This is a genomic window from Streptomyces sp. A0592 (genome assembly GCF_004795115.1).
GTDB classification, from domain to species: domain Bacteria; phylum Actinomycetota; class Actinomycetes; order Streptomycetales; family Streptomycetaceae; genus Streptomyces; species Streptomyces erythrochromogenes.
Map to the genome: position 1 here is coordinate 168,213 of NZ_SSBM01000013.1, position 21,638 is coordinate 189,850.

19 protein-coding genes and 2 tRNA genes are annotated in these 21,638 nt (G+C 73.5%); 9 read left to right on the plus strand and 12 right to left on the minus strand.

All coding sequences use genetic code 11. From position 1 onward, the window contains the following. Positions 1 to 5: 5 nt before the first annotated feature. Positions 6 to 923, minus strand: a complete 918-nt coding sequence (gene pdxS / locus E6U81_RS20655) for a pyridoxal 5'-phosphate synthase lyase subunit PdxS (RefSeq protein ID WP_030656154.1) — start codon at positions 921 to 923, stop codon at positions 6 to 8. A gap of 127 nt (positions 924 to 1,050) precedes the next feature. Beyond that, entirely contained in the window at positions 1,051 to 1,593 is a 543-nt protein-coding gene (locus tag E6U81_RS20660) for a LemA family protein (RefSeq protein WP_136231583.1), read from the minus strand. Positions 1,594 to 1,696: 103 nt separating this feature from the next. Between E6U81_RS20660 and E6U81_RS20665 the strand changes: the two genes are divergently transcribed. After that, on the plus strand, positions 1,697 to 2,293 hold the full coding sequence (locus tag E6U81_RS20665; protein ID WP_136231584.1) for a hypothetical protein: 597 nt from the start codon (positions 1,697 to 1,699) through the stop codon (positions 2,291 to 2,293). 18 nt (positions 2,294 to 2,311) lie between these two features. Here the strand turns inward: E6U81_RS20665 and E6U81_RS20670 are convergent, their stop codons facing one another. The 3 genes from E6U81_RS20670 to pgsA are packed head-to-tail and all read right to left on the minus strand — an operon-like array spanning position 2,312 to position 5,060. Next, positions 2,312 to 3,484 carry a glycosyltransferase family 4 protein gene (locus E6U81_RS20670; RefSeq protein WP_136231585.1) on the minus strand — a complete coding sequence of 391 codons (1,173 nt, stop codon included), beginning with the start codon at positions 3,482 to 3,484 and terminating at the stop codon, positions 2,312 to 2,314. Continuing rightward, positions 3,481 to 4,395, minus strand: a complete 915-nt coding sequence (locus E6U81_RS20675; RefSeq protein ID WP_136231586.1) for a phosphatidylinositol mannoside acyltransferase — start codon at positions 4,393 to 4,395, stop codon at positions 3,481 to 3,483. Before E6U81_RS20675 ends, E6U81_RS20670 begins: the two co-directional genes overlap by 4 nt. Continuing rightward, entirely contained in the window at positions 4,395 to 5,060 is a 666-nt protein-coding gene (pgsA, locus tag E6U81_RS20680) for a phosphatidylinositol phosphate synthase (RefSeq protein ID WP_136231587.1), read from the minus strand. Before pgsA ends, E6U81_RS20675 begins: the two co-directional genes overlap by 1 nt. A 312-nt stretch (positions 5,061 to 5,372) precedes the next feature. Between pgsA and E6U81_RS20685 the strand changes: the two genes are divergently transcribed. The 3 genes from E6U81_RS20685 to E6U81_RS20695 all read left to right on the plus strand — a co-directional run bounded on the left by E6U81_RS20685 (position 5,373) and on the right by E6U81_RS20695 (position 9,823). Beyond that, the gene (locus tag E6U81_RS20685; protein WP_136231588.1) at positions 5,373 to 7,568 is read left to right on the plus strand and encodes an elongation factor G-like protein EF-G2; all 2,196 of its coding nucleotides are present in this window, start codon (positions 5,373 to 5,375) and stop codon (positions 7,566 to 7,568) included. Between the two features lie 146 nt (positions 7,569 to 7,714). Then, a complete protein-coding gene (locus E6U81_RS20690) occupies positions 7,715 to 9,379 on the plus strand; it encodes a hypothetical protein (RefSeq protein WP_136231615.1) in 1,665 nt (554 codons plus the stop codon). A 42-nt stretch (positions 9,380 to 9,421) separates the two neighbouring features. Continuing rightward, positions 9,422 to 9,823, plus strand: coding sequence for a DUF1992 domain-containing protein (locus tag E6U81_RS20695; RefSeq protein ID WP_136231589.1), 402 nt, complete (start codon positions 9,422 to 9,424; stop codon positions 9,821 to 9,823). Positions 9,824 to 9,936: 113 nt separating this feature from the next. Here E6U81_RS20695 and E6U81_RS20700 read toward each other — a convergent pair whose 3' ends face one another. Both E6U81_RS20700 and thrS read right to left on the minus strand, forming a co-directional pair. Beyond that, positions 9,937 to 10,497 (minus strand): HIT domain-containing protein, encoded by a 561-nt coding sequence (locus E6U81_RS20700; RefSeq protein WP_030830117.1) that lies wholly within the window; start codon positions 10,495 to 10,497, stop codon positions 9,937 to 9,939. 70 nt (positions 10,498 to 10,567) lie between these two features. Continuing rightward, complete coding sequence (thrS, locus tag E6U81_RS20705) at positions 10,568 to 12,544, minus strand: threonine--tRNA ligase (RefSeq protein WP_136231590.1); 1,977 nt, start codon at positions 12,542 to 12,544, stop codon at positions 10,568 to 10,570. A 1,274-nt stretch (positions 12,545 to 13,818) separates the two neighbouring features. Here thrS and E6U81_RS20710 point away from each other — a divergent pair. Beyond that, entirely contained in the window at positions 13,819 to 14,340 is a 522-nt protein-coding gene (locus E6U81_RS20710) for a GNAT family N-acetyltransferase (RefSeq protein WP_136231591.1), read from the plus strand. A gap of 10 nt (positions 14,341 to 14,350) precedes the next feature. Then, positions 14,351 to 14,851: a DUF4232 domain-containing protein gene (locus E6U81_RS20715; protein ID WP_136231592.1), complete on the plus strand. Its 501-nt coding sequence runs from the start codon at positions 14,351 to 14,353 to the stop codon at positions 14,849 to 14,851. A 4-nt stretch (positions 14,852 to 14,855) separates the two neighbouring features. Here the strand turns inward: E6U81_RS20715 and E6U81_RS20720 are convergent, their stop codons facing one another. Together E6U81_RS20720 and E6U81_RS20725 are read right to left on the minus strand one after the other, a co-directional pair. Next, positions 14,856 to 16,094 (minus strand): hypothetical protein, encoded by a 1,239-nt coding sequence (locus E6U81_RS20720; protein ID WP_240803922.1) that lies wholly within the window; start codon positions 16,092 to 16,094, stop codon positions 14,856 to 14,858. Beyond that, positions 16,094 to 16,708: a DUF4365 domain-containing protein gene (locus E6U81_RS20725; protein WP_136231593.1), complete on the minus strand. Its 615-nt coding sequence runs from the start codon at positions 16,706 to 16,708 to the stop codon at positions 16,094 to 16,096. The genes E6U81_RS20720 and E6U81_RS20725 overlap by 1 nt, the downstream gene beginning before the upstream one ends. Before the next feature lie 222 nt (positions 16,709 to 16,930). On the opposite strand from E6U81_RS20725, the gene E6U81_RS20730 reads away from it, so the two are divergent. Then, positions 16,931 to 17,656, plus strand: a complete 726-nt coding sequence (locus tag E6U81_RS20730) for a 3'-5' exonuclease (RefSeq protein WP_136231594.1) — start codon at positions 16,931 to 16,933, stop codon at positions 17,654 to 17,656. 60 nt (positions 17,657 to 17,716) lie between these two features. On the opposite strand, the gene E6U81_RS20735 is transcribed toward E6U81_RS20730, so the two are convergent. Continuing rightward, positions 17,717 to 17,788, minus strand: a tRNA-Val gene (locus E6U81_RS20735). A 139-nt stretch (positions 17,789 to 17,927) separates the two neighbouring features. Here E6U81_RS20735 and E6U81_RS20740 point away from each other — a divergent pair. Then, complete coding sequence (locus E6U81_RS20740) at positions 17,928 to 20,291, plus strand: hypothetical protein (RefSeq protein WP_136231595.1); 2,364 nt, start codon at positions 17,928 to 17,930, stop codon at positions 20,289 to 20,291. 65 nt (positions 20,292 to 20,356) lie between these two features. Here E6U81_RS20740 and E6U81_RS20745 read toward each other — a convergent pair. Together E6U81_RS20745 and E6U81_RS20750 are read right to left on the minus strand one after the other, a co-directional pair. After that, positions 20,357 to 20,428, minus strand: a tRNA-Val gene (locus E6U81_RS20745). A 46-nt stretch (positions 20,429 to 20,474) separates the two neighbouring features. Beyond that, entirely contained in the window at positions 20,475 to 20,945 is a 471-nt protein-coding gene (locus tag E6U81_RS20750) for a TIGR02611 family protein (RefSeq protein ID WP_136231596.1), read from the minus strand. A 176-nt stretch (positions 20,946 to 21,121) separates the two neighbouring features. On the opposite strand from E6U81_RS20750, the gene E6U81_RS20755 reads away from it, so the two are divergent. Continuing rightward, positions 21,122 to 21,535 (plus strand): SsgA family sporulation/cell division regulator, encoded by a 414-nt coding sequence (locus E6U81_RS20755; protein ID WP_030011909.1) that lies wholly within the window; start codon positions 21,122 to 21,124, stop codon positions 21,533 to 21,535. Positions 21,536 to 21,638: the final 103 nt, after the last annotated feature.

Sequence of the window (21,638 nt, forward strand, 5' to 3'; positions counted from 1 at the left end):
CGGGACTACCAGCCGCGGTTGGCGTAGCGCTCGGCCTCGGGGAGGGTGTCGCAGTTGATGCCGACCATGGCCTCGCCCAGGTTGCGGGAGGCGTCCGCGATGATCTTCGGGTCGTCGAAGAAGGTGGTGGCCTTCACGATGGCGGCGGCGCGCTTGGCCGGGTCGCCCGACTTGAAGATGCCGGAGCCGACGAAGACACCCTCGGCGCCGAGCTGGCGCATCAGGGCGGCGTCGGCCGGGGTGGCGACGCCACCGGCGGAGAACAGCACCACGGGGAGCTTGCCGAGCTCGGCGACCTCCTTGACGAGCTCGTACGGGGCGCGCAGCTCCTTGGCGGCGGCGTACAGCTCGTTGTTGTCGAAGCCGCGCAGCTTGGCGATCTCGTTCTTGATCTGGCGCAGGTGGCGGACGGCCTCGACGACGTTGCCGGTGCCGGCCTCGCCCTTGGAGCGGATCATGGCCGCGCCCTCGGCGATGCGGCGCAGGGCCTCGCCCAGGTTGGTGGCGCCACAGACGAAGGGGGTGGTGAACGCCCACTTGTCGGAGTGGTTGACCTCGTCGGCCGGGGTCAGGACCTCGGACTCGTCGATGTAGTCGACGCCGAGGGACTGCAGGACCTGGGCCTCGACGAAGTGGCCGATGCGGGACTTGGCCATCACGGGGATGGACACGGCCTCGATGATCTCTTCGATCATGTTGGGGTCGGACATGCGCGCGACGCCGCCGTCCTTGCGGATGTCGGCCGGGACCCGCTCCAGGGCCATGACGGCCACGGCGCCGGCGTCCTCGGCGATCTTCGCCTGCTCGGCGTTGACCACGTCCATGATCACGCCGCCCTTGAGCTGCTCGGCCATGCCGCGCTTGACGCGCGAGGTGCCGATCGCCGACTCGGCGGACTGGGGGGAGGTGGGAAGCGTGCTCACGGATTGACCTCACTCGAAAGGAAGACGGGGTACTGCGCGTACTACTGGGCCGAGGAAACCCCAGGGGACCAGTCCACTACAAGGGCCAATGTGGAGCCAGTGGCTCTTTCATTTGTCCCTCGTGGCCCTAGGCCGGCCGGTCCGCCAGGTCCGCCGGAGGCTCGTCGTCCATTTCGAAGGCCAGCGGGAACGGTGCGTGCCCGGCCAGTCTGAACCAGCGGACCTTGCGGTGGCGGCGCAGCGCGCGGGCGGCCCGTACGGCGTCGTTGTGGAACCGGCGGGCCATCGGCACCCGGCGGACGGCCGCCGCGAGCTCCTCGGTGGCCTGCGCCCCGCCGGGAGCGGCCTTCAGCACCTCGACCTGGTCGGCGTCGGCGAAGACCGCCCGCAGCGCCTGGCTCAGCTCGCTCTCGGCGACCTCGCGGTGGTCCTCCTCGGCCTGCCGGGCGGCGTGCGCGGCCTCGTACAGCACCAGCGAGGAGGCGGGGTCGAGCACCCCGGAGGTGGCCACCTCCACAACCACGGAGGCGCGCCGGACGAGCTGCGCGTCAAGAGCGGCCCGCGCGGCGTCCATCCGCGAGTGCAGCCGGTCCAGCCGGCCGGCGGTCCAGCTGAGGTAGACACCGATGGCAGCCAGGGCCAGGGCGATCCAGACAAGGGTTTCGATCACGCTGCGCGACCCTACCGCTCCGGGGGCACCGGGCTCCTATCGGCCCTGGCCGCCGCCCCGTCCACCCGCCTAGGCTGCGTGATCCACATCGTTCGGGGGGATCATGGAATTCACACGCTTCCGCAGACCGTCGGCCTGTCTACTGCTGGCGACGACCGTCGGCCTCGGCTGCACCGTCGTGGCCGCGGTGGAGGCCGGCAGCGACGGCGGCCTGGTCCTGCTGCACGGGCTGCACGGTCACCTCGTGCTGCTGGGCTGGCTGGCCCTGGCCGCGCTGACCGGGGCCATCCTGCTGGGCCCGCCGCGGTGCCAGCTGCAGGGGCCCCCGGCCGGCCTGGTGCTCGTCTTCGGCGTCCCGGCGATGCTGCTCGCCGGCTTCCTCTCGACGGGGACGGACGGCCCGGAGCCCCGAGTCGACGCGGAGGCGGCCGCCCCCGGCCGGACGGACCGCCGACTCGTCGTGGTGACCGCGGCGGGCTACCTGGATCCGGTCCGGTGCGTCTACGTCCACGACGGGGGCCGGCTCCTGGAACGCCGCTGGCTTGCCGGCTGTTTCAACGGCGACGCGGAGGAGAGCGGACTCGCCGAGGCCGTGTGGGCGGCCGGCGACCGGGTACGCATGACCACGGTCGGGGGCGAGGTCCACGAGGTGGCTGTCGGCGCCGGCGGACGGCCGGACCGGAGCGTCGGCGCCCGCTGACCCGTCTCCCCGGCCCGGTCAGGAGGGGGAGGTGTCCTTCGGGAAGCCCAGGCGGGTGCGGAGCGGGATGCGTTCGTCCGCGCCCACGGCCGCCGCGCCGTCCGTGACCGTCTCGTAGACCGCCAGGATGTCCGCCCCGACCGTGGACCAGTCGAAGCGGCGGACGTGCGCCGAGCCGCGCTCGCTCAGGGCGGCGCGGCGGTCCGGGTCGCGGAGCAGGGTGATGGCGCTCGCCGCCAGGGCGTCCGGGTTCTCGTTGGCGAAGAGGTCGCCGGCCCCGCCCTGGTCCAGGACCTGCGCGAAGGCGTCCAGGTCGGAGGCCAGTACCGCCGCGCCCGCCGACAGGGCCTCGACCAGGATGATGCCGAAGCTCTCGCCGCCCGTGTTAGGGGCCACGTACACGTCGACGCTGCGCAGCAGCCTCGCCTTGTCCTCGTCCGAGACCATGCCGAGGAACTCGACGCGCGCCCGCAGCTCCGCGGGGAGGGAGGCCACCGCCTCCTCCTCGTCACCGCGGCCCGCCACGAGCAGCCGTACGTCCGGGCACGCCGCCACGATCTTGGGGAAGGCAGCCATCAGCACGGGCAGGCCCTTGCGCGGCTCGTCGATGCGGCCGATGAAGCCCAGGGTCCGGCCGGCCCAGTCGGGGTTCGGTTCGGCCTTCGCGAAGAAGTCCACGTCCACGCCGTTGGGGATGACGACCGCGTCGCCGCCGAGGTGCTCCACCAGCGTGCGCCGCGCGTACTCGCTCACCGCGATCCGCGCGCTGATCTTCTCCAGCGCGGGCTGCAGGATCGGGTACGCGGCGATCATCGCCCGGGAGCGCGGGTTCGAGGTGTGGAAGGTGGCCACGATCGGCCCCTGGGCCGCCCAGCAGGACAGCAGGCCCAGCGACGGCGACGCCGGCTCGTGGATGTGGATGACGTCGAAGGTGCCGTCGTGCAGCCAGCGCCGGACCCGGGCCGCGGAGAGGAAACCGAAGTTCAGCCGGGCGACGGAGCCGTTGTACGGGACCGGCACGGCGCGCCCCGCGGAGACCACGTACGGCGGCAGCGGGGTCTCGTCGTCGGCCGGGGCCAGCACCGATACCTCGTGGCCGAGGCCGATCAGGTGCTCGGCCAGGTCGCGGATGTGGAACTGGACGCCGCCCGGCACGTCCCACGAGTACGGGCACACGATGCCGATCTTCACTGCGTGCGCTCCCCCAGGTCTTCCAGGTCGTCCAGCCAGAGCCGCTGCAGCATGTGCCAGTCCTCGGGGTGCTCGGCGATGCCCCACGCGAAGGCGTCGGCCACCGCCTGGGTCATGGCGGTGGTCTTCTCGGCCCGGGTCCCGGTCTTCGGGACCTCCACCTCGGGGTGGATCCGGCCGTACATCTTCGGCGTGTCGCCGTAGTGCAGGGTGGCCGGGAGCAGCACCGCGCCCGTCTGCTGGGCCAGCAGCGCCGGTCCGGCGGGCATGCGCGCCGTGGCGCCGAAGAAGTCGACCTCGACCCCGGAGGCCGAGAGGTCCCGGTCCGCGACCAGGCAGACCAGGCCGCCGGAGCGCAGCCGCCGGGCGAGGGTGCCGAAGGCGGCGCCGCCGCTGTGCGGCAGGACCTCCATGCCCAGGCTCTCGCGGTAGGCCACGAAGCGGTCGTAGAGGGTCTCGGGCTTGAGGCGCTCGGCGACGGTGGTGAAGGGCACCCCGATGTGGCCGATGGCCCAGGCGCCGGCGAGGTCCCAGTTGGCGAGGTGGGGCAGGGCGACGACGACTCCGCGCCCGGAGGCGAGGGCTTCGCGCAGGATGTGCTCGTCCTTGAACTCGACGTCCGTGCCGAACCGCTGCGGGTCCATGGTCGGCAGCCGGAAGGACTCCATCCAGTACCGCATGTACGAGCGCATGCCGGCCTGGGACAGCTCGCGCAGCCGCTCCGGACCGGCGTCGGGCACCACCCGGGCCAGGTTCGACTCCAGCCGCAGCACGCTCTTGCCGCGGCGCTTCCACGCGAAGTCCGCGATCCGCCGGCCGAGGGCCACGGCGGCCGGCTCGGGCAGCTTCTTGACCCCGGCCCAGCCGAGCCCGTACAGCCCGTCGACCAGCTTGTCCTGTGCGGTGCCCATCAGGCGGCGCCCCCTTCGGAGGCGGCCGCCGCGGCGTCGGCCTCGGCGGACTCGCGGCGTACGGTGACCACCCGCTGGATCAGCGTGACGAGCGAGCCGACGGCGACCACCCACAGGGCGACCGGCAGGAGGACGCCGATCCAGGACGGCACCCCGAAGGTCTGCAGTCCGGACAGGCCGGCCGCGACCAGCGAGATCACCAGGCGCTCGGCGCGCTCGATGAGGCCGTTGACGGCCACCGGCAGCCCGATCGACTCGCCGCGCGCCTTGGTGTAGGACACCACCTGGCCGCTGGCCAGGCAGAAGATCGCCACCGCGCACAGCGCGTTGTCGTTGCCGGAGCCGGCGTACCAGAGGGCGAGGCCGCCGAAGATCGCCGCGTCGGCCACCCGGTCGAGGGTGGAGTCGAGGAAGGCGCCCCACCGGCTGGAGATCCCGGCCTGGCGGGCCATGTTCCCGTCGACGAGGTCGGAGAAGACGAAGAGGGTGATGGTGATGGTGCCCCAGAAGAACTCCCCGCGGGGGAAGAAGACCAGTGCGCCCGCCACCACTCCGGCCGTGCCGATCAGGGTGACGGCGTCCGGGCTCACCCCCCGCCGGAGCAGAAATGCGGCGAATGGCGTGAGAACACGCGTGAAGAATGCACGCGCGTACTTGTTCAGCATGGCCTTCCCGGAGGGTCGCTGGGCCGCACGGCCACCACGGCCACCGGCTGGCCCATCGTAGCCAGCACGCCACCGCCGGAACGCCGCGCACCCACCGGTTCTCGCCCGTAAGGCCTTCTTCATGTCGCGGACGGCCGCCCGCGGGTCACGGGTACGCCACCGGTACGGCACCGGTACGGCCCCCGTACGTCCCCGGTACGACGTATGGACGCGGTGTGACAGCAGTGCAAAGCTCGTAGAACCGCGCATTCCTCATGCGTGGGGACAAGGAACCCACCCTCCTCACCGTCACCACCGGGAGGCACGAGCACCATGGGAGCCACATCACACCAAGCCGGAGCCGCCGGCAGGGCACTGACGGCCGACCGCCCCTCGTCCATACGGAACGTCGTGCTGGTCGGCCACAGCGGATCCGGCAAGACCACACTGGTCGAAGCCCTCGCCCTGACCGCCGGAGCGGTCAACCGGGCCGGTCGGGTCGAGGACGGCGCCACCGTCTCCGACTACGACGAGATCGAACACCGGCGCCAGCGTTCCATCCAGCTCTCCCTCGTCCCCGTCGCCTGGGACGGGATCAAGATCAATATCTTGGACACCCCCGGATACGCCGACTTCGTCGGGGAACTCAGGGCCGGTCTGCGCGCAGCGGACGCGGCCCTTTTCGTCGTCTCGGCCTCGGACGGGATCGACGGCGCCACCCGCATGGTCTGGGACGAGTGCGAGGCCGTCGGCATGCCCCGCGCCATCGTCGTGACCCACCTGGAGGCCGCCCGGTCCGACTACGCGCAGATGACCACCGTCTGCGGCGAGATCTTCGGCGCGGACGACCCCGACGCGGTCATCCCCCTCTACCTCCCCCTGCACGGCCCCGCCGGCCCGGACGGGCACGCCCCCGTCACCGGCCTGCTCGGCCTGCTCTCCCAGCGCGTGTACGAGTACGCCTCCGGCGAGCGGGTGGAGCGCGACCCGGACCCGGCCGAGCTGGACCTCATCACCGGGGCCCGCGCGCGGCTCATCGAGGGGATCATCGCCGAGAGCGAGGACGAGACCCTCATGGACCGCTACCTCGGCGGCGAGGACATCGACCTCAAGACCCTCGTCGACGACCTGGAGCGCGCCGTCGCCCGCGGCACCTTCCACCCCGTCCTGATGGCAGCCCCGGCCGCCGACGGCGCCCGGCAGGGCCTCGGGACCGTGGAACTCCTCGAACTGATCACCGGCGGCTTCCCGACCCCCCTGGAGCGCCCCGCCGTCACCGTCACCCGTCCCGACGGCTCCGCCCGCCCCGACGTCACCTGCGATCCCGCCGGGCCGCTGGTCGCCGAGGTCGTCAAGACCTCCTCCGACCCCTACGTCGGCCGCGTCTCCCTCGTGCGCATCTTCTCCGGCACCCTGAACCCGGAGGAGACCGTCCACGTCAGCGGGCACGGCCTGGCCGACCGGGGGCACGAGGACCACGATGTCGACGAGCGGATCGGCACCCTCACCGCCCCCTTCGGCAAACAGCAGCGCGTCCTCGGCCGGTGCATCGCCGGGGACCTGGCCTGCGTGGCCAAGCTCAGCCGCGCGGAGACCGGCGACACCCTCTCCGCGAAGGACGACCCGCTCCTCATGGCGCCGTGGACCATGCCCGACCCCCTGCTCCCCCTCGCCATCGAGGCGCACAGCAAGGCCGACGAGGACAAGCTCTCCCAGGGCCTGGCGCGGCTCGTCGCCGAGGACCCCACCATGCGGCTGGAGCAGAACCCGCACACCCACCAGGTGGTCCTGTGGAGCCTGGGCGAGGCCCACCAGGACGTCGCCCTGGAGCGGCTGCGCACCCGCTACGGGGTCCAGGTCGATCCGGTCCCGCACAAGGTGAGCCTGCGCGAGACCTTCGGCGGCAAGGCGGCCGGCCGCGGCCGGCACGTCAAACAGTCCGGCGGCCACGGCCAGTTCGCCATCTGCGAGATCGAGGTGGAGCCGCTTCCGCCCGGCAGCGGCATCGAGTTCGTCGACAAGGTCGTCGGCGGCTCCGTGCCCCGCCAGTTCATCCCGTCCGTGGAGAAGGGCGTGCGCAGCCAGGCCGCCCGCGGGGTCGCCGCCGGCTATCCGCTGGTCGACGTACGCATCACCCTCCTCGACGGCAAGGCGCACTCGGTGGACTCCTCGGACGCCGCGTTCCAGACCGCCGGCGCCTTGGCCCTGCGCGAGGCCGCGGCGGAGGCCCGGATCGACCTGCTCGAACCGGTCGCCGAGCTCGACGTCCTGATCCCCGACGAGTACGTCGGGCCCGTCATGAGCGATCTCGCGGGCCGCCGCGGGCGGGTCGTCGGCACCGACCAGGCCGGGGCCGGGCGCACCCGGGTCCGGGCCGAGATCCCCGAGATCGAGATCGGCCGCTACGCCGTCGAGCTGCGCTCCGTCTCGCACGGCACCGGCCGCTTCGCCCGCGCCTACGCCCGGCACGAGCCCATGCCGCCCCAGATCGCGGAAAAGGTGCGTGAACAGGCGGAGAAGGGAACGTAGTTGAGGTAGCAGCGGGGTGCCGCCCACCCAACCGTATTGCGGTGGGCGGCATTTCCCTGTCCCATGACCACGGGGCGAGATCCGCCGATAGGCTCATCGGCGCACCAAAACAGCAGGAACGCACAGCGATGGGGGTGGGGGCAGCGGTGGCGGACGACGGATTCGACTTCAGGCCCGGCGCACAGATTCCTCTGCAGAACGGCGGGGGGCAGACGGCGGCGACCAACGCCCTCGCCTCGGCCGCGTACCGCGACGGCGGCAAGGACAGCAAGCTCGACGCGATACTCGGGGCCAACAGCGAGAACCACCCGGCCACGGTGAAGCCCCCGAAGCTCTCCCTCTTCGAGCCCAGCCTCGGCGAGGCCTTCTGCCGGGCCGTCGAGGCGCGCACCCTGGGGTCCGGGCGCAAGCCGCTCATCCAGTCCTTCGGCGCCGACCCGCAGACGGTCGTGGAGCACTGCCTGGCCGCGTCCCGCATCCGCAAGGAGCGCGACCGCAGGCTCCGGCTGATCATGCTGGTCTGCGGTGTGCTGTTCCTGCCCGGGCTGCTGCTGTGGCTGGGCCTCTTCCAGCTCCGCAAGTCCCTGGCCTCCCAGCAGGGCAAGCACTCCTGGCTGGGCACCACGCTCCTGGTGGGCATCGGCATCGTGGTGGCGATCCTGATGTTCCGGCTGCCGCTCACCGGTTTCCTCGGCCTCTACGTCCGCGCCATGATCATCGCGCCGGCGCTGGGGTGGATGCTCGCCCGCCGCACCTGCGAGTCGACCGCCCGCGACCTGCGCGAGCGCTGGGACGGGCTGCTGTCCGGCGGCGGGGTCGCCGCCAAGATCCCGGAGGCGGTGCCCGGCAACCCCGACGAGAAGGCCCGCGAGGACCTGCGCCACCAGCTCGCCAAGCTCACCGCGGAGGACCGCAGCAACCAGGTCTTCTACGCCGGCCCCAAGGGCATCCTGGGCATGGGCACCCGCTGGGGCAACTGGCAGATGGCCGAGGAGCTCGCCCCGAAGGACGAGGGCAAGGAGATCCACCCCTTCCGCTCCTGGGACGTCATACGCGCGATCGACGCCCAACTGCGCAAGCTGGAGCGCGGCCCGCTGCACACCGGCGGCTTCCCGCCCGCCGCGATCCAGCACTGGATCGTCACCCCGGTCGGCGAGGGCGCCGCCGAGGTGGCCCGCCCCACCGGCGAGAACGTCGACGCCTTCCTCGTCAAGCCGCACGAGGTCACCCGGATCTGCAACGAGCAGCAGTTCAACTCCGGGAACCGGCACTACCTGGGCATCCAGTACCCGCTCTGGGACGGCCAGCTGATCATCAACATGCTGGTCACCGTCACCGTGCTCTACAAGACGCTGCGCGTGGACGTCACCGCGCACGCCCTGGGACCCGTGCACGGCCTGTTCACCACCAAGTCCAAGGCCCCGGTGGTGGAGGTGCCCAAGAGCATCCGCTTCTGGGAGACCGTGGAGAAGCCGCTGCCGCTCGTGGACGCCCAGGAGGTGGTGCGCCTCGCCGTGCGGGCGCCGCTGACCTGGTACCCGCCGGTCCTCGACTTCTTCGGCGGCAAGCTGGTCCTGCCCGAGCCCTTCGGCCTGCGCCACGTCTGGGCGAGCTCGATGTGGCGCCACCGGTTCATGGCCGACGACGCCCTGCGCACGGTGGCTCCGGTCCTGCGGTCGATCCACGCGGCGACCTTCAAGGTCCTGGAGGAGAACGGCGTGGACACCGACCGCTTCACCAACCGCTCCTCGATCATGAGCGGCCTCATCCAGGAGCCCTCCCCGCGCAAGGCGGACGTCTACGACGCGTAGTTAGGGTGGAGGGAGACCGGGAGACGGCCCGAGGAGGCAACCGTGACCGAGCGCAAACCGCCTGGTGTGGACTTCGAGTCCTTCGTGGACCGGCAGATCAGGCAGGCCACCGCACGCGGCGACTTCAAGGAGCTGCCGGGCTTCGGCAAGCCGATGGCCTCGCTGGACGCCCCGTACGACGAGCTGTGGTGGATCCGGGGCAAGATGCACCGCGAGGGCTTCGCCGCCCTCCCGCCGGCGCTCGCGCTGCGCAAGGAGGCCGAGGACGCCCGCGAGGCGGCCGCGGCAGCGCGCACGGAGCGCGAGGCGCGGGCCCTCCTCACCGAGGTCAACGAGAAGATCCGGGCGGCCCTGCGGATGCCCCCGCCGGGCCCTCCCCTCAACCTCAAGGAGTTCGACGTCGAGGCCGAGCTGCGGGCCCGGCGCGAGAGCCGCGAGGCGTAGGCGCGGGCGTGGGCCACGGCGTGAGCGGCGCCGTGGGCCGCGGGGCATGGGGCCGTGGGGCGTGGGCACCGCCACCCGCCGGGGCCGGAGCCCTGGTGCCGGAGCCCTCGGGGTCAGCCCACGGGCCAGGCGTCGGCGAGCATCTGGCGCGTGTCCGCCAGGAGTTGGGGCAGCACCTTGGTGTGGCCGACCACAGGCATGAAGTTCGTGTCCCCGCCCCAGCGGGGCACGATGTGCTGGTGCAGGTGCGCGGCGATGCCGGCGCCGGCCGCCGCGCCCTGGTTCATGCCGATGTTGAACCCGTGCGCACCCGAGGCCTTGCGGAGCGCCACCATCGCCCGCTTGGTGAGGTCGGCCAGCTCGGCCGTCTCCGGGGCGTCGAGCTCGGTGTAGTCGGCGACGTGGCGGTACGGCACGACCATCAGGTGGCCGCCGTTGTAGGGGTAGAGGTTCAGCACGGCGTAGACGTGCTTGCCCCGCGCCACGACCAGACCGTCCTGGTCGGACATCTCCGGAATCCCGCAGAAGGGGCAGCCGTCCCCGGCCTCCGGGCCGGTCGGCTTGTTCTCCCCTTGGATGTAGGCCATCCGGTGGGGCGTCCACAGACGCTGGAACGCGTCCTGCGTGCCGACCCCGATCTGCTGCTCCGGCTCAGTCGTCATGGCATGCAGCATATGACCTTGCCCGCGCGGACGAGGAAGGCCCCCGGAAAGTGATCACTTTCCGGGGGCCCGACGTTGCGGATCAGACCTGGACGCGGTCCGCGACGACCTTCGCCAGCTTGGCCAGCGCCTCGTCCTTCGGGATGCCGTTCTCCTGCGAACCGTCGCGGTAGCGGAAGGAGACCGTGCCCGCCGCCATGTCCTCGTCACCGACGATGATCATGAACGGGACCTTGAGCTTCTGGTGGTTGCGGATCTTCTTCTGCATGCGGTCGGAGGAGGCGTCCACCTCGACCCGCAGGCCCTGCTTCTTCGCCTCGGCGGCGAACTCCTGCAGGTACTCGACGTGCCCGTCACCGATCGGGATGCCAACGGCCTGGACCGGCGCCAGCCACGGCGGCATGGCGCCCGCGTAGTGCTCCAGCAGCACGGCGAAGAACCGCTCGATCGAGCCGAACAGGGCACGGTGGATCATGACCGGGCGCTGGCGCGAGCCGTCCGGGGCGGTGTACTCCAGGTTGAACCGCTCCGGCAGGTTGAAGTCGAGCTGCACGGTCGACATCTGCCAGGTACGGCCGATGGCGTCCTTGCACTGCACCGAGATCTTCGGACCGTAGAAGGCGGCGCCGCCCGGGTCCGGGACCAGCGGGAGGCCCTGCTTCTCGGCGACCTGCGCGAGGACCGCGGTCGCCTCCTCCCAGGCCTCGTCCGAGCCGACGAACTTCTCCGGGTCCTTGGTGGACAGCTCCAGGTAGAAGTCGGTCAGGCCGTAGTCGCGCAGCAGGTTGAGCACGAAGGTGAGGGTGGTGTCGAGCTCCTCCGCCATCTGCTCACGGGTGCAGTAGATGTGCGCGTCGTCCTGGGTGAAGCCGCGGGCGCGGGTCAGGCCGTGGACGACACCCGACTTCTCGTACCGGTACACGGTGCCGAACTCGAACAGGCGCAGCGGCAGTTCGCGGTAGGAGCGGCCGCGCGCGTCGAAGATCAGGTTGTGCATCGGGCAGTTCATGGGCTTGAGGTAGTAGTCGGTACCACCGTCGAGCTGCATGGGGGGGTACATGCCCTCCGCGTACCAGTCGAGGTGGCCGCTCTTCTCGAAGAGGGCGCCCTTGGTGGCGTGCGGGGAGTAGACGAACTCGTAGCCCTCCTCCTCGTGCCGCTTGCGCGAGTAGTCCTCCATGGTGCGGCGGATGATGCCGCCGCGCGGGTGGAAGACGGCGAGGCCGGAGCCGATCTCGTCCGGGATGGAGAAGAGGTCGAGCTCGTTGCCGAGCTTGCGGTGGTCGCGCTTCTCGGCCTCGGCGAGGAAGTCGAGGTGGGCCTTCAGCTCCTCCTTCGACGGCCACGCGGTGCCGTAGATGCGCTGGAGCATCGGGTTCTTCTCGCTGCCGCGCCAGTAGGCGGCCGCGTTGCGCATGAGCTTGAACGCCGGGATGTTGCGGGTGGTGGGCAGGTGGGGACCGCGGCAGAGGTCCTTCCAGCACAGGTCACCGGTCTTGGCGTCCAGGTTGTCGTAGATCGTCAGCTCGCCACCGCCGACCTCGACGTTCGCACCGTCGTCGGTGGACGCGGAACCCTTGATGCCGATGAGCTCCAGCTTGTACGGCTCGTCGGCGAGCTCCTCGCGGGCCGCCTCGTCGGTGACGACGCGGCGGGAGAAGCGCTGGCCGCGCTTCTGGATCTCCTGCATCTTCTTCTCGATGGCCTTCAGGTCCTCCGGGGTGAAGGGCCGGGCCACGTCGAAGTCGTAGTAGAAGCCGTTCTGGACCGGCGGGCCGATGCCGAGCTTGGCCTCGGGGAACAGCTCCTGCACGGCCTGCGCCATGACGTGCGCGGTCGAGTGGCGCAGGATGTTGAGGCCGTCCTCGGAGGAGATCTCCACCGGCTCGACGGTCTCGCCGTCCTGTACCTCGTAGGCGAGGTCCTTGAGCTCGCCCGCGACGCGGGCGGCGACGATGGTGCGCTCGCCGGCGAAGAGCTCCGCCGCCGTAGTGCCCGTGGCCACCACGCGCTCGTCCCGCTCGGAATCGCGTTGGATGATCACACGGACGTCTGACACCGGTCTCTCCTGACTCAGGGGATGCGCGAGCGAACGCTGCGCGCCTGAATCGTACCGAGCCGAGTGGCTGCGCCGCTAAACGGTTCCGCCCGGGCTCCGCCCAGACCCCTCTCCCGGACCCGACCCGGACCAGCGGCTCCGCCGGGCGCGGCAGCGCCGGCCCGCCCGGATCCGGCCCGCGGGCCCACCCGGGACGGAAGCCGCCCGCGGGACACGGCCCGCCGGTCGGCCCCCGAGCCCCCCGCTCCCGGCGGGCGGGGCAGCCGCAGGCAGGACACGAGCCCCTGGGCAGCGCCGGCCCGCCCGGATCCGGCCCGCGGGCCCACCCGGGACGGAAGCCGCCCGCGGGGCACGGCCCGCCGGTCGGCCCCCGAGCCCCCCGCTCCCGGCGGGCGGGGCAGCCGCAGGCAGGACACGAGCCCCTGGGCAGTACCGGCCCGACCGGAGCCGGCCCGCGGGCCCAACCCGGTACGGAACCCGCATGGGGGGCACGGGCCCCTCCCCGACCGGGCAAGGCGGCACGGCCCGCCGGTCGGGCCGGGCCCGGGCCCCCGGCCCGACCGGATCCCGCCTGCGCGTTCGCCCGCCGCAGGCGGGGCACGGGCCCCTGCCCGACCCGGCACGGCTCGGCACGGCTCGGCACGGCACGGCGCCCCCGCTCGGCACGGGCAGCCGCAGGCGGCACGGCCCGCCGGTCGGCGCCGGGCCCGGGCGCCGAGAGCCGCTCCCGCTGGGCGGGCCCCGAGCCCCTGCCGGTACCGGCTCGACGGTCAGCGGCGAGTCCCGGGCCCCGGCCCGACCGGATCGCGCCTGCGGGTATGCACGGGGCGGACGCCGCGGGCCGGGCACGGCTCGGCACGGGCAGACGCAGGCAGGGGGTGGGGCGGGGCCCCCGGGGACTCTCCTCGGCTCGCGAACCCCTGGCCGGACCGGCCCGCCCGCCCGCCGGGGGTGGGTTCGCTCGGCCTGCGGGCAGATCCCGGTGCGCCCCATCCCCATCCGAACGTCCGGCCCGGTCCCGGGGAAGGCACGACTGCCCGTGGGGTGGGGACACTCCGGGGTGTCCCCACAGGCCCGGGGTGTCCCCACAGGCCGGGCGAACCCACCGCCGACCGGCGGGCCGGTCCGGCCCATGGGTTCGCGAGCCGAGGAGACACCCCGGAGGGGCACCGCCCCACCCCGAAGCCCCGGGCACCACCCGGCGGAAATTCCGGGCCCGCCGTTGGGGGCCGGCGGTAGCGTGGGGGGCCGCCCCAGCCCCCGGAGGGACCCGCATGCCGAGCCCGCAGATCCGTCCCCTGGACCTGGCCGACGATGCCACCGCGGCCGCCGTGCACCGGATCGGCCGGGCCGCGTACGCCGTCGAGGCGGAGATCATCGGCTTCGACGGGATCCCCGCCCTGCGCGAGAGCCTCGCCGAGATGCGCGCGCAGGACCTGCGCTGGGTCGGTGCCGTCTCCGAGAGCGGCGAGCTGGCCGGCTTCCTCGCGTGGGAGGAGGAGCCCGACCGCGGCAGCGGGATCGGCATCGACCGGCTCTGCGTGGCCCCGGCCTTCTTCCGCCGGGGCATCGCCTCCCTGCTGCTGCGCCACGCCCTGGCCGAGCTCTTCCCCGGCCGCCCCGTGCAGGTCACCACAGGAGCCGCGAACATCCCCGCCGTCCGCCTCTACGAAGCCCTCGGATTCACCCGCGGGCCCGACTTCTCCCCCGTCCCGGGCCTGACGATGGCCGCCTTCCGCCGGGCCCCGGCGGACGCCCCGTGGGAAGGTCGAAGGGGAACTTCCGACTCGGCATGAGGTGACACCCATGAGAGTTTCCAGGAACGCGGCCGCCCTGTGCACCGTGACGGCCGTACTGGCGGGCGGGCTGCTCGTCGCCGCCCCCGCGGAGGCGGCGCCGGCCGCCGCATGCTCCGGGGCCCGGCTCTCGGCCGCCGGTGCTGTGCGCACGGACTCCACGCGGGTGCGGTTCACGGTGGTCAACGACGGCCCGGCGTGCGTGCTGCGGGGCTTCCCGACGGTGGCCCTGGCGGGCCAGGGCGCCCCGGACCGCAACGCGCCGCTGCGCGTCGTCCCCCGCGGCGAGGCCCGCCCGGTGCTGCTGGCCCGGGGCGGATCCGCGTCGACGGTCCTGGCCTTCACCCCGGTCCTCGGCGAGGCGGACGGCTACTGCGCCTCCGGCGCCGAGCCGACCACCTCCCCCTCCCTGGTGGTGGGAGTCGCGGGCACGGGCTTCCAGGTGGCGCCGTCCGACGGCGGACAGTTCGCGCTGTGCGGCAACTCCGTCCGCGCCACTGCCTTCCGCTGACGGCCTAGTCGTCCGCCGGCAGGACGTCCGCCGGGTCGAAGGACTCGTCCAGTGACTTCATGAGGCGGTCCCGCTCGACCTCGTCCAGCGGGACGGGGCTCACGTCCGTGGCGTCGGTGAGCCGGCGGAAGCCGCCCCGGCGCTGCAGCCGTCCGCTGATCCGGATCGGCAGGCCCACCAGGTGTGCGTGCCCCGCCACCCGGTACGCCTCCTCGTCGAGCTTGGCGCGTACGTAGGGGACCTCCGCCCCGGCGAGGACCCGCAGCCGGACCGTGCCCCCACCGCCGGGGGCCGAGCGCCGCATCCGGACCACCGCTCCGGCGACGCGCACCTGGACGGCCGGCTCGTCTCGCGTGTAGCGCGCCGCGGCCTCCCGCAGCGCCGGCAGGTCGCCCGGGGAGAACTCCACCGGCTCCGGCCGGGCCGCGCAGCCCGCCGGTACCCCCGCCGCGGGCGCCCAGGCCAGCGCGACGCGCGCGCCCTCCGAGCCGCGCACCAGCGCGATCAGCGCCTCGGCGAGTTCCCGGCTGACCCCGGCCGCAACGGCGGCGTCGAAGGCCTCCATGCCGCCGGTGGCCCGCTGGTAGTCGACGGCCTCGCGGGCCGCGTGCAGCGCGTGGTGCAGCCGCGTGACGGTGCCCCGCCCGCCGTCCACCGGGATGTACGCGCTCAGCCGCCGCCCGCCCGGATGCGGGCCCACCAGGACGGCGTCCAGCACCCGTTCGGCCTGGGCCCGGTGGCGGGCGCCGTAGTAGCCGGCCCGCGCCCGTGCCGCGAGCGCCCCCGCCAGCAGCAGTTGCCGGGCGGCCGAACGCAGTTGCTCCTGCACGGTCCACGCCGCCTCGCCCTCCAGCCCGTACGCGCCCGGCGGGACCTCGCGCTCCCAGCGGATCTCGTCGCTGGGCACGCTCAGCCCGTAGAGCACCTCCCGCGCGGACGGCAGCGTGCTGCGCGAGAGGGCGGTGAGCGCCTCCTCCAGCAGGTCGGCGCAGTCGGGGAAGGCCCGGTTCTCGGGGACGAGCACGCTGGTGCCGGCGTATCCGGGCGGTGTCCAGCGCCCGTACCGGCCGGCGGCCCCGCCCCGGCGCAGCCAGCCGTGCCGGTGCAGCAGCGCGCCGAGCACGGCGGGGTCGACCTGCGCGGGATCGGGCGCCGCGGAGGAGTGCGGGAAGTCCGGGAAGTGCCCGGGGCGTCCGTGGTCCGGGGGCAGCAGTGGTTCGAGGTTCGACGGGTGCCAGTGCATCAGGGTGTCCCTCCCGACCCGACCCGGGTCATGATCTCGCACAGCGCCCGGTCGTCGAAGATGCGCGCGGTCGGGATCCGTACGGTGGTCCGGCGCCGGCCGGTCACGGGGTGTCCGGCGAGATTGGTCCAGTAGCAGCAGTGCCGCAGGTCGAGCCGGTCGTGTCCGGCGGCGAGCCACTGGTCGCGCTCCCGCGGGACGAGCATCACGACGAGGATCTTGTGGACGGCGACCGGGGTGCGGGCCAGTTTCACCAGGTGCTCGTTGTCGAGGGTGAAGGCGAAGGTGGGCCCGGGCGGCCGGGGCGGTACCTGGTAGGTCGCCTTCAACTGCACCTTGAGGGTGACCTCGTCGTCGACGACGTGCTCGGGGGCGCCGTGGCTGACGTGCCAGTCGATGCCGTTGTCGGGAAAGGGCTGGGACAGCGAGCAGCCGGCCGCGGCCGCGACGGCGTGCAGGTATCCCACCTGGAGGGTCTCCATGCAGGCGGTGGTGGCGAGTGTGCCGCGCAGCGGTACGGCCCGTGTCCCGTCCGGTGCGTCCGTACCGGTTGCGGTCCGCGGATCGATCTGCCCCGCCAGCACCCCGCCCGGTTCGGGCTGTGCGAGCGCCATGGCCGGCTCCCCATGCCTTCCGGGCTCTGCCTTCGGTGGGTGGGTGGGTGACGACCGGTCATGTGTACGGTCCCCCAAGGTTGTTGTCTCCGCACCCGGGTCGCCGCAAACGGCGTACGGAACAAACAGCCCGGGTATCACCGATTCGGGCAGGGGCGGCACGTTCCGAGGCGGCGGCGCCCGGCTGCACCCCAACTGCCGACCGGGGACGAGGAGTTCGCCATGACACGCTGGTACGAGGGCCCGCTGGCCGCATTCGACACGGAGACCACCGGGGTGGACGTGGAGCAGGACCGGATCGTGTCCGCCGCGCTCATCGTGCAGGAGTGCGCGGGCGGCCGGGTCCGCACGACCCGCTGGCTGGTCAATCCCGGCGTTCCGGTGCCCGCGGGCGCGACGGAAGTGCACGGTCTCACCGACGACCACCTGCAGCGCCACGGGCGCTGGCCGGCGCCGGTGGTGGAGGAGATAGCCCGCGCGCTCGGGGAGCAGCAGGTCGCGGGCCGTCCGGTGGTGGTGATGAACGCCCCGTTCGACCTGACGCTGCTGGACCGGGAGTTGCGCCGGCACCGGGCGTCGTCGCTGTCGCGGTACCTGGACAACCGGCCGCTGACGGTGCTGGACCCGCGGGTGCTGGACAAGCACCTGGACCGGTACCGCAAGGGCCGCCGGACGCTGACGGACCTGTGCGCGCACTACGGGATCGAGCTGGAGGGCGCGCACGACGCGGCGGCGGACGCGATGGCCTCGCTGGAGCTCGTTCGGGCGGTGGGCCGCCGGTTCGCCTCGCGACTGGAGCGGCTGACGCCGGCCGAGCTGCACACGCTCCAAGCGGTGTGGCACGCGGCGCAGGCGCGCGGTCTCCAGGCGTGGTTCGCGCGCCAGGGGACCCCGGAGGCGGTGGACCCGCACTGGCCGCTGCGGCCGGACCTGTCGGCGGCGGCCTAGCCGGACAGGGCTCGGACATGCGGAAGGCCGGTCCGTCATCGACGGACCGGCCTGACCCGGTGGGCGATACTGGGATCGAACCAGTGACCCCTTCGGTGTGAACGAAGTGCTCTCCCGCTGAGCTAATCGCCCGGGAACGCACCGAACAATACAGAAGCCCCGGGGCTGGTTCAAACCGCTTCCCCGGCCTGGCCCCGCCCGGGGGTACTCAGGTCGTACTTGAGTACCCCCGCCCATGTCCTGACCGGGTGACGGGGGCCACACTCCGCATATGAACTCCCCTCTGCCGCCGGCCGAAGAGCTGGCGCTCATCGACCGTGAGCTGGCCCAACTCGATGCCCGGCGCCTGCACTTGCTGGCGCGCCGGGACTGGCTGCTGCGCCTGCTCCAGCAGTCGGGCACGGCGGCGGTCCGCTGGGGACCCGCCGCTTCCGGCTCGCCCGCCTGGTCCGCCGGCCCCTCCGGGCCCGCGAAGGAGGCTTCGGCCCCCAGTGCGCAGAACGTGCTCCTCGTCCTGGGCGCGGTGCTGCTGGCCGTGGCCGCTCTGGCGTTCACTCTGGTCAGCTGGGGCTCCATGGGGATCGCCGGGCGCTCGGCGGTGCTGGCCGTGGTGACGGCGGCGGCGCTGGCCGCACCCGTGCCGCTGGTGCGCCGCGGGCTGCGGTCGACGGCGGAGTCCGTGGCCGCCGTGGCGCTGCTGCTGACGGTGCTGGACGCGTACGCCCTGTACGCGGTCGGCATGCCGGAGACGGACGGCACCGGGTACGCGGCGGGCGCGGCCGCGGTGCTGGCGGCGGTGTGGGCCGGGTACGGGTCGGCGCTGCGGACGCTGCGGCTGCCGCTGCCGGCGGCGGTGCTCGCGGCGCAGCTGCCGCTGTCGCTGGCGGCGGTCGCCGCGGATGCGGGCGCGCCGGGTCTCGGCTGGGCGCTGCTGGTGACGGCGGCGCTGGACGCGGCGCTGGCGCTGCGGGTCCGTGCGGCGGCGGTGCTGGGTACGGCGCTGGCGGCGGTGCTGGGTTCGGCCGCGCTGCTGACCGGGGCGGCGCAGTCGTGGTCGGCGGACTCGGCGGGGCAGGCCCTGGCTCCGGCGGCGCTGCTGCTGGCGGGCGCCGCCCTGGGGGTGGCGGCCGCCTGGCGTGAGCCGCGGGCCTGGGCCGCGGCGCTGGTGGGCGGCGTGGCGGCGGTGGTGGCCGTGGGCGGCGTGGCCCGGCCCGAGCTCGAACCGGGCTGGGCGGTGGTGGCGCACCTGGTGGCGGGCCTGCCGCTGCTGGCGGCGGTACGGGTTCCCGCGCTGCCGGAGGCGGTACGGCGCGGGGCGGTCCTGGCGGGTGCGGTGGTGGGCTCCCTGGGCGCGCTGACGGCCGGCGCGGCCGTGGCGGCGGTGCTGGCGGCCCGGCTGCGGGTGCTGGAGGAGGTGTGGGCGGTGACGACCCCGGCGGCGGATCCGTACGGCCCGGGGGCGGCGGCCGCGGTCGCGCTGCTGATGACGGCGGGGGCGGCCTGGTGGCTGTCGCGGGTGTCGGCGCGGCCGGAGCCCGGGGTGCTGGCGGTGGCCCTGGGGTGGGCGGGCCTGTTCACGGCGCCGGTGCTGCTCGGGTTCCCGGTGGCGGCGGTGTTCGCGGCGCAGCTCCTGGTGACGGGCGCGGCCGGGTTCCTCGCCCTGCGCCCTGCGGCGCGGGGGGCCGGGATCACGGCGGCCGTGTGCGCGCTGGCAGGGGCCGCGAACGTGTCTCTGGGCGCGCTGGACGGCCGCGCGGCGACCTTCGCGGTCTGGGGGCTGCTGGGGGCGGGCTGTGCGGCGGGAGCGGCGTACGGGCCCGCCGCGCGGTGGGTCAGGTCGGGGGCCGGGGTGTGCGCGGTCGGCTACGCGACGGGGCTGCTGGTGGCCGCGGCCGCGGTGACGGACCTGGCGGTGGTCTGGTGGGCGCTGCCGGTCCTGGCGGTTCCGGCGCTCGCGGCGGCGCTCGGGCCGCGGCTGGGCCCCGTACGGCTGCCGGTGGAGATCGCGGCGGCGGTGTCGGGTGTCCTGGCGCTGGCGCTGTCCGCGGGGCGGCCCGGAACGCTGGCGCTGGTCCTGGCGCTGGCCGGGGTGGTCTGCGCGGGGGCGGCGGTGCGGCCGGAGCGGCGGGTGCTGGGCTGGGCGGCCGGTGCGCTGTTCGTGGCGGCGACGTGGGTGCGGCTGGCGGAGGCCGGGGTGACGGCGCCGGAGGCGTACACGCTGCCGGTCACGGTGCCCGCGCTCGCGGTGGGCTTCCTGCGGCGCCGCCGGGACGCGCAGGCCTCGTCCTGGACGGCGTACGGGCCGGGGCTGGCGGCGACGCTGGTGCCGAGCCTGCTGGCGGCCTGGGGTGACGCGGGCTGGGTGCGCCCGCTGGTGCTGGGGGCGGCCGCGCTGGCGGTGACCCTGGCGGGCGCGCACCGGCGGCTGCAGGCCCCGCTCCTGCTGGGCGGCGCGGTCCTGGCGGCGGTGGCGGTGCACGAGCTGGCCCCGTACGTGGTGCAGGTGGCGGGGGCGCTGCCGCGCTGGGTGCCGCCGGCCCTGGCGGGCCTGCTGCTGCTGGCGGTGGGGGCGACGTACGAGAAGCGGCTGCGGGACGCGCGCAGGCTACGGGCGGCGATCGGGCGGCTGCGGTAGGGGGTGTCGGGCGGAGAACGCCAGAGGCCCGGAGACGGTGAAAGTCTCCGGGCCTCTGGTCCGGGTGGGCGATACTGGGTTCGAACCAGTGACCCCTTCGGTGTGAACGAAGTGCTCTCCCACTGAGCTAATCGCCCGGACGCACCGCAAACATTACCCCATGTCAGCGGTGCTCTTTGACCATCACTGGTCCTTGAGGTCCCAGGGCAGGACGAGCCCGTACTTCCACAGGTAGAAGCCGATCAGGGCGCCCGCGATGACGAGGCCGACGGTGGTCAGGATGATGTTGCGGCGGCGCACCTTCGGGTCGAGCGCCTTCTGCGCGGCCTCGGTGACCTTGCGCTTGGTCCAGCGCAGGACGAGGTGGGCCCAGGCGAACTCGGTGGCCCAGATCGCCAGGCCCGCGAAGATCGCGACCCAGCCGGGGCCGGGCAGGACGAGCATGGCGACGCCTGCGGCGATCACCGCGAGGCCGACGATGAAGACGCCGACCTGCCAGCTGAGGTGCAGGCTCTTGCTGGCCTTGATGAAGGCGGGCGCCTTCGACACGTGCGGCGTTTCCTCCGCGGTCTCCGCGGCGGTCTGCGCGGTGGTTTCCGTGGCGGTGTCGCCGGTAGCGGACTCGTTCGTTCCGCGGTCACTCCCCGTATTCATGACTCGAATCTACCCGAGCGCGAAGCACACGGGAACGATGGTTTGGATCCGCCGTCCGAGGGACCCAGAGGTCCGCAAAACGGTCAGAGGGGTTTACAACGACACCGTAGGTGGCATGTCGATTTCGCCGACGTGCGAATCCCCGAGCGCACACTGAGCGAAAGGCCCTGGCGCTTATGAACACCACGGTCAGCTGCGAGCTGCACCTGCGCCTCGTTGTGTCGAGCGAGTCCTCACTGCCTGTTCCCGCGGGCCTGCGGTATGACACGGCCGACCCCTACGCCGTGCACGCCACCTTCCACACCGGCGCCGAGGAGACGGTCGAATGGGTATTCGCCCGCGACCTCCTCGCGGAGGGTCTCCACCGGCCCACCGGTACCGGCGACGTCCGCGTCTGGCCCTCCCGCAGTCACGGTCAGGGCGTCGTCTGCATCGCCCTGAGCTCACCGGAGGGAGAAGCGCTTCTCGAAGCACCCGCCCGAGCCCTGGAGTCGTTCCTCAAGCGGACGGACGCCGCGGTTCCACCCGGGACCGAGCACCGGCACTTCGACCTCGACAAGGAGCTCTCCCACATCCTGGCCGAAAGCTGAGCCAGGCTCCCGGCCGCTCGACACCGTCCGACTCGGGGCGACGGTGCGGAGCGGACAACCACATACGCCTGCGCCGGCGCTGTTCCCGCGGAAGCCACCCGCG

Coding starts and splice junctions, on each gene's coding strand:
- pgsA (WP_136231587.1), bottom strand. CDS start 5,060: ATGCTGAACAAGTACGCGCGTGCATTCTTCACGCGTGTTCTCACGCCA.
- E6U81_RS20675 (WP_136231586.1), bottom strand. CDS start 4,395: ATGGGCACCGCACAGGACAAGCTGGTCGACGGGCTGTACGGGCTCGGC.
- E6U81_RS20700 (WP_030830117.1), bottom strand. CDS start 10,497: ATGCTGCATGCCATGACGACTGAGCCGGAGCAGCAGATCGGGGTCGGC.
- E6U81_RS20725 (WP_136231593.1), bottom strand. CDS start 16,708: ATGGCGCTCGCACAGCCCGAACCGGGCGGGGTGCTGGCGGGGCAGATC.
- E6U81_RS20710 (WP_136231591.1), top strand. CDS start 13,819: ATGCCGAGCCCGCAGATCCGTCCCCTGGACCTGGCCGACGATGCCACC.
- E6U81_RS20755 (WP_030011909.1), top strand. CDS start 21,122: ATGAACACCACGGTCAGCTGCGAGCTGCACCTGCGCCTCGTTGTGTCG.
- E6U81_RS20740 (WP_136231595.1), top strand. CDS start 17,928: ATGAACTCCCCTCTGCCGCCGGCCGAAGAGCTGGCGCTCATCGACCGT.
- E6U81_RS20685 (WP_136231588.1), top strand. CDS start 5,373: ATGGGAGCCACATCACACCAAGCCGGAGCCGCCGGCAGGGCACTGACG.
- E6U81_RS20715 (WP_136231592.1), top strand. CDS start 14,351: ATGAGAGTTTCCAGGAACGCGGCCGCCCTGTGCACCGTGACGGCCGTA.
- E6U81_RS20730 (WP_136231594.1), top strand. CDS start 16,931: ATGACACGCTGGTACGAGGGCCCGCTGGCCGCATTCGACACGGAGACC.
- E6U81_RS20665 (WP_136231584.1), top strand. CDS start 1,697: ATGGAATTCACACGCTTCCGCAGACCGTCGGCCTGTCTACTGCTGGCG.
- E6U81_RS20720 (WP_240803922.1), bottom strand. CDS start 16,094: ATGCACTGGCACCCGTCGAACCTCGAACCACTGCTGCCCCCGGACCAC.
- E6U81_RS20750 (WP_136231596.1), bottom strand. CDS start 20,945: ATGAATACGGGGAGTGACCGCGGAACGAACGAGTCCGCTACCGGCGAC.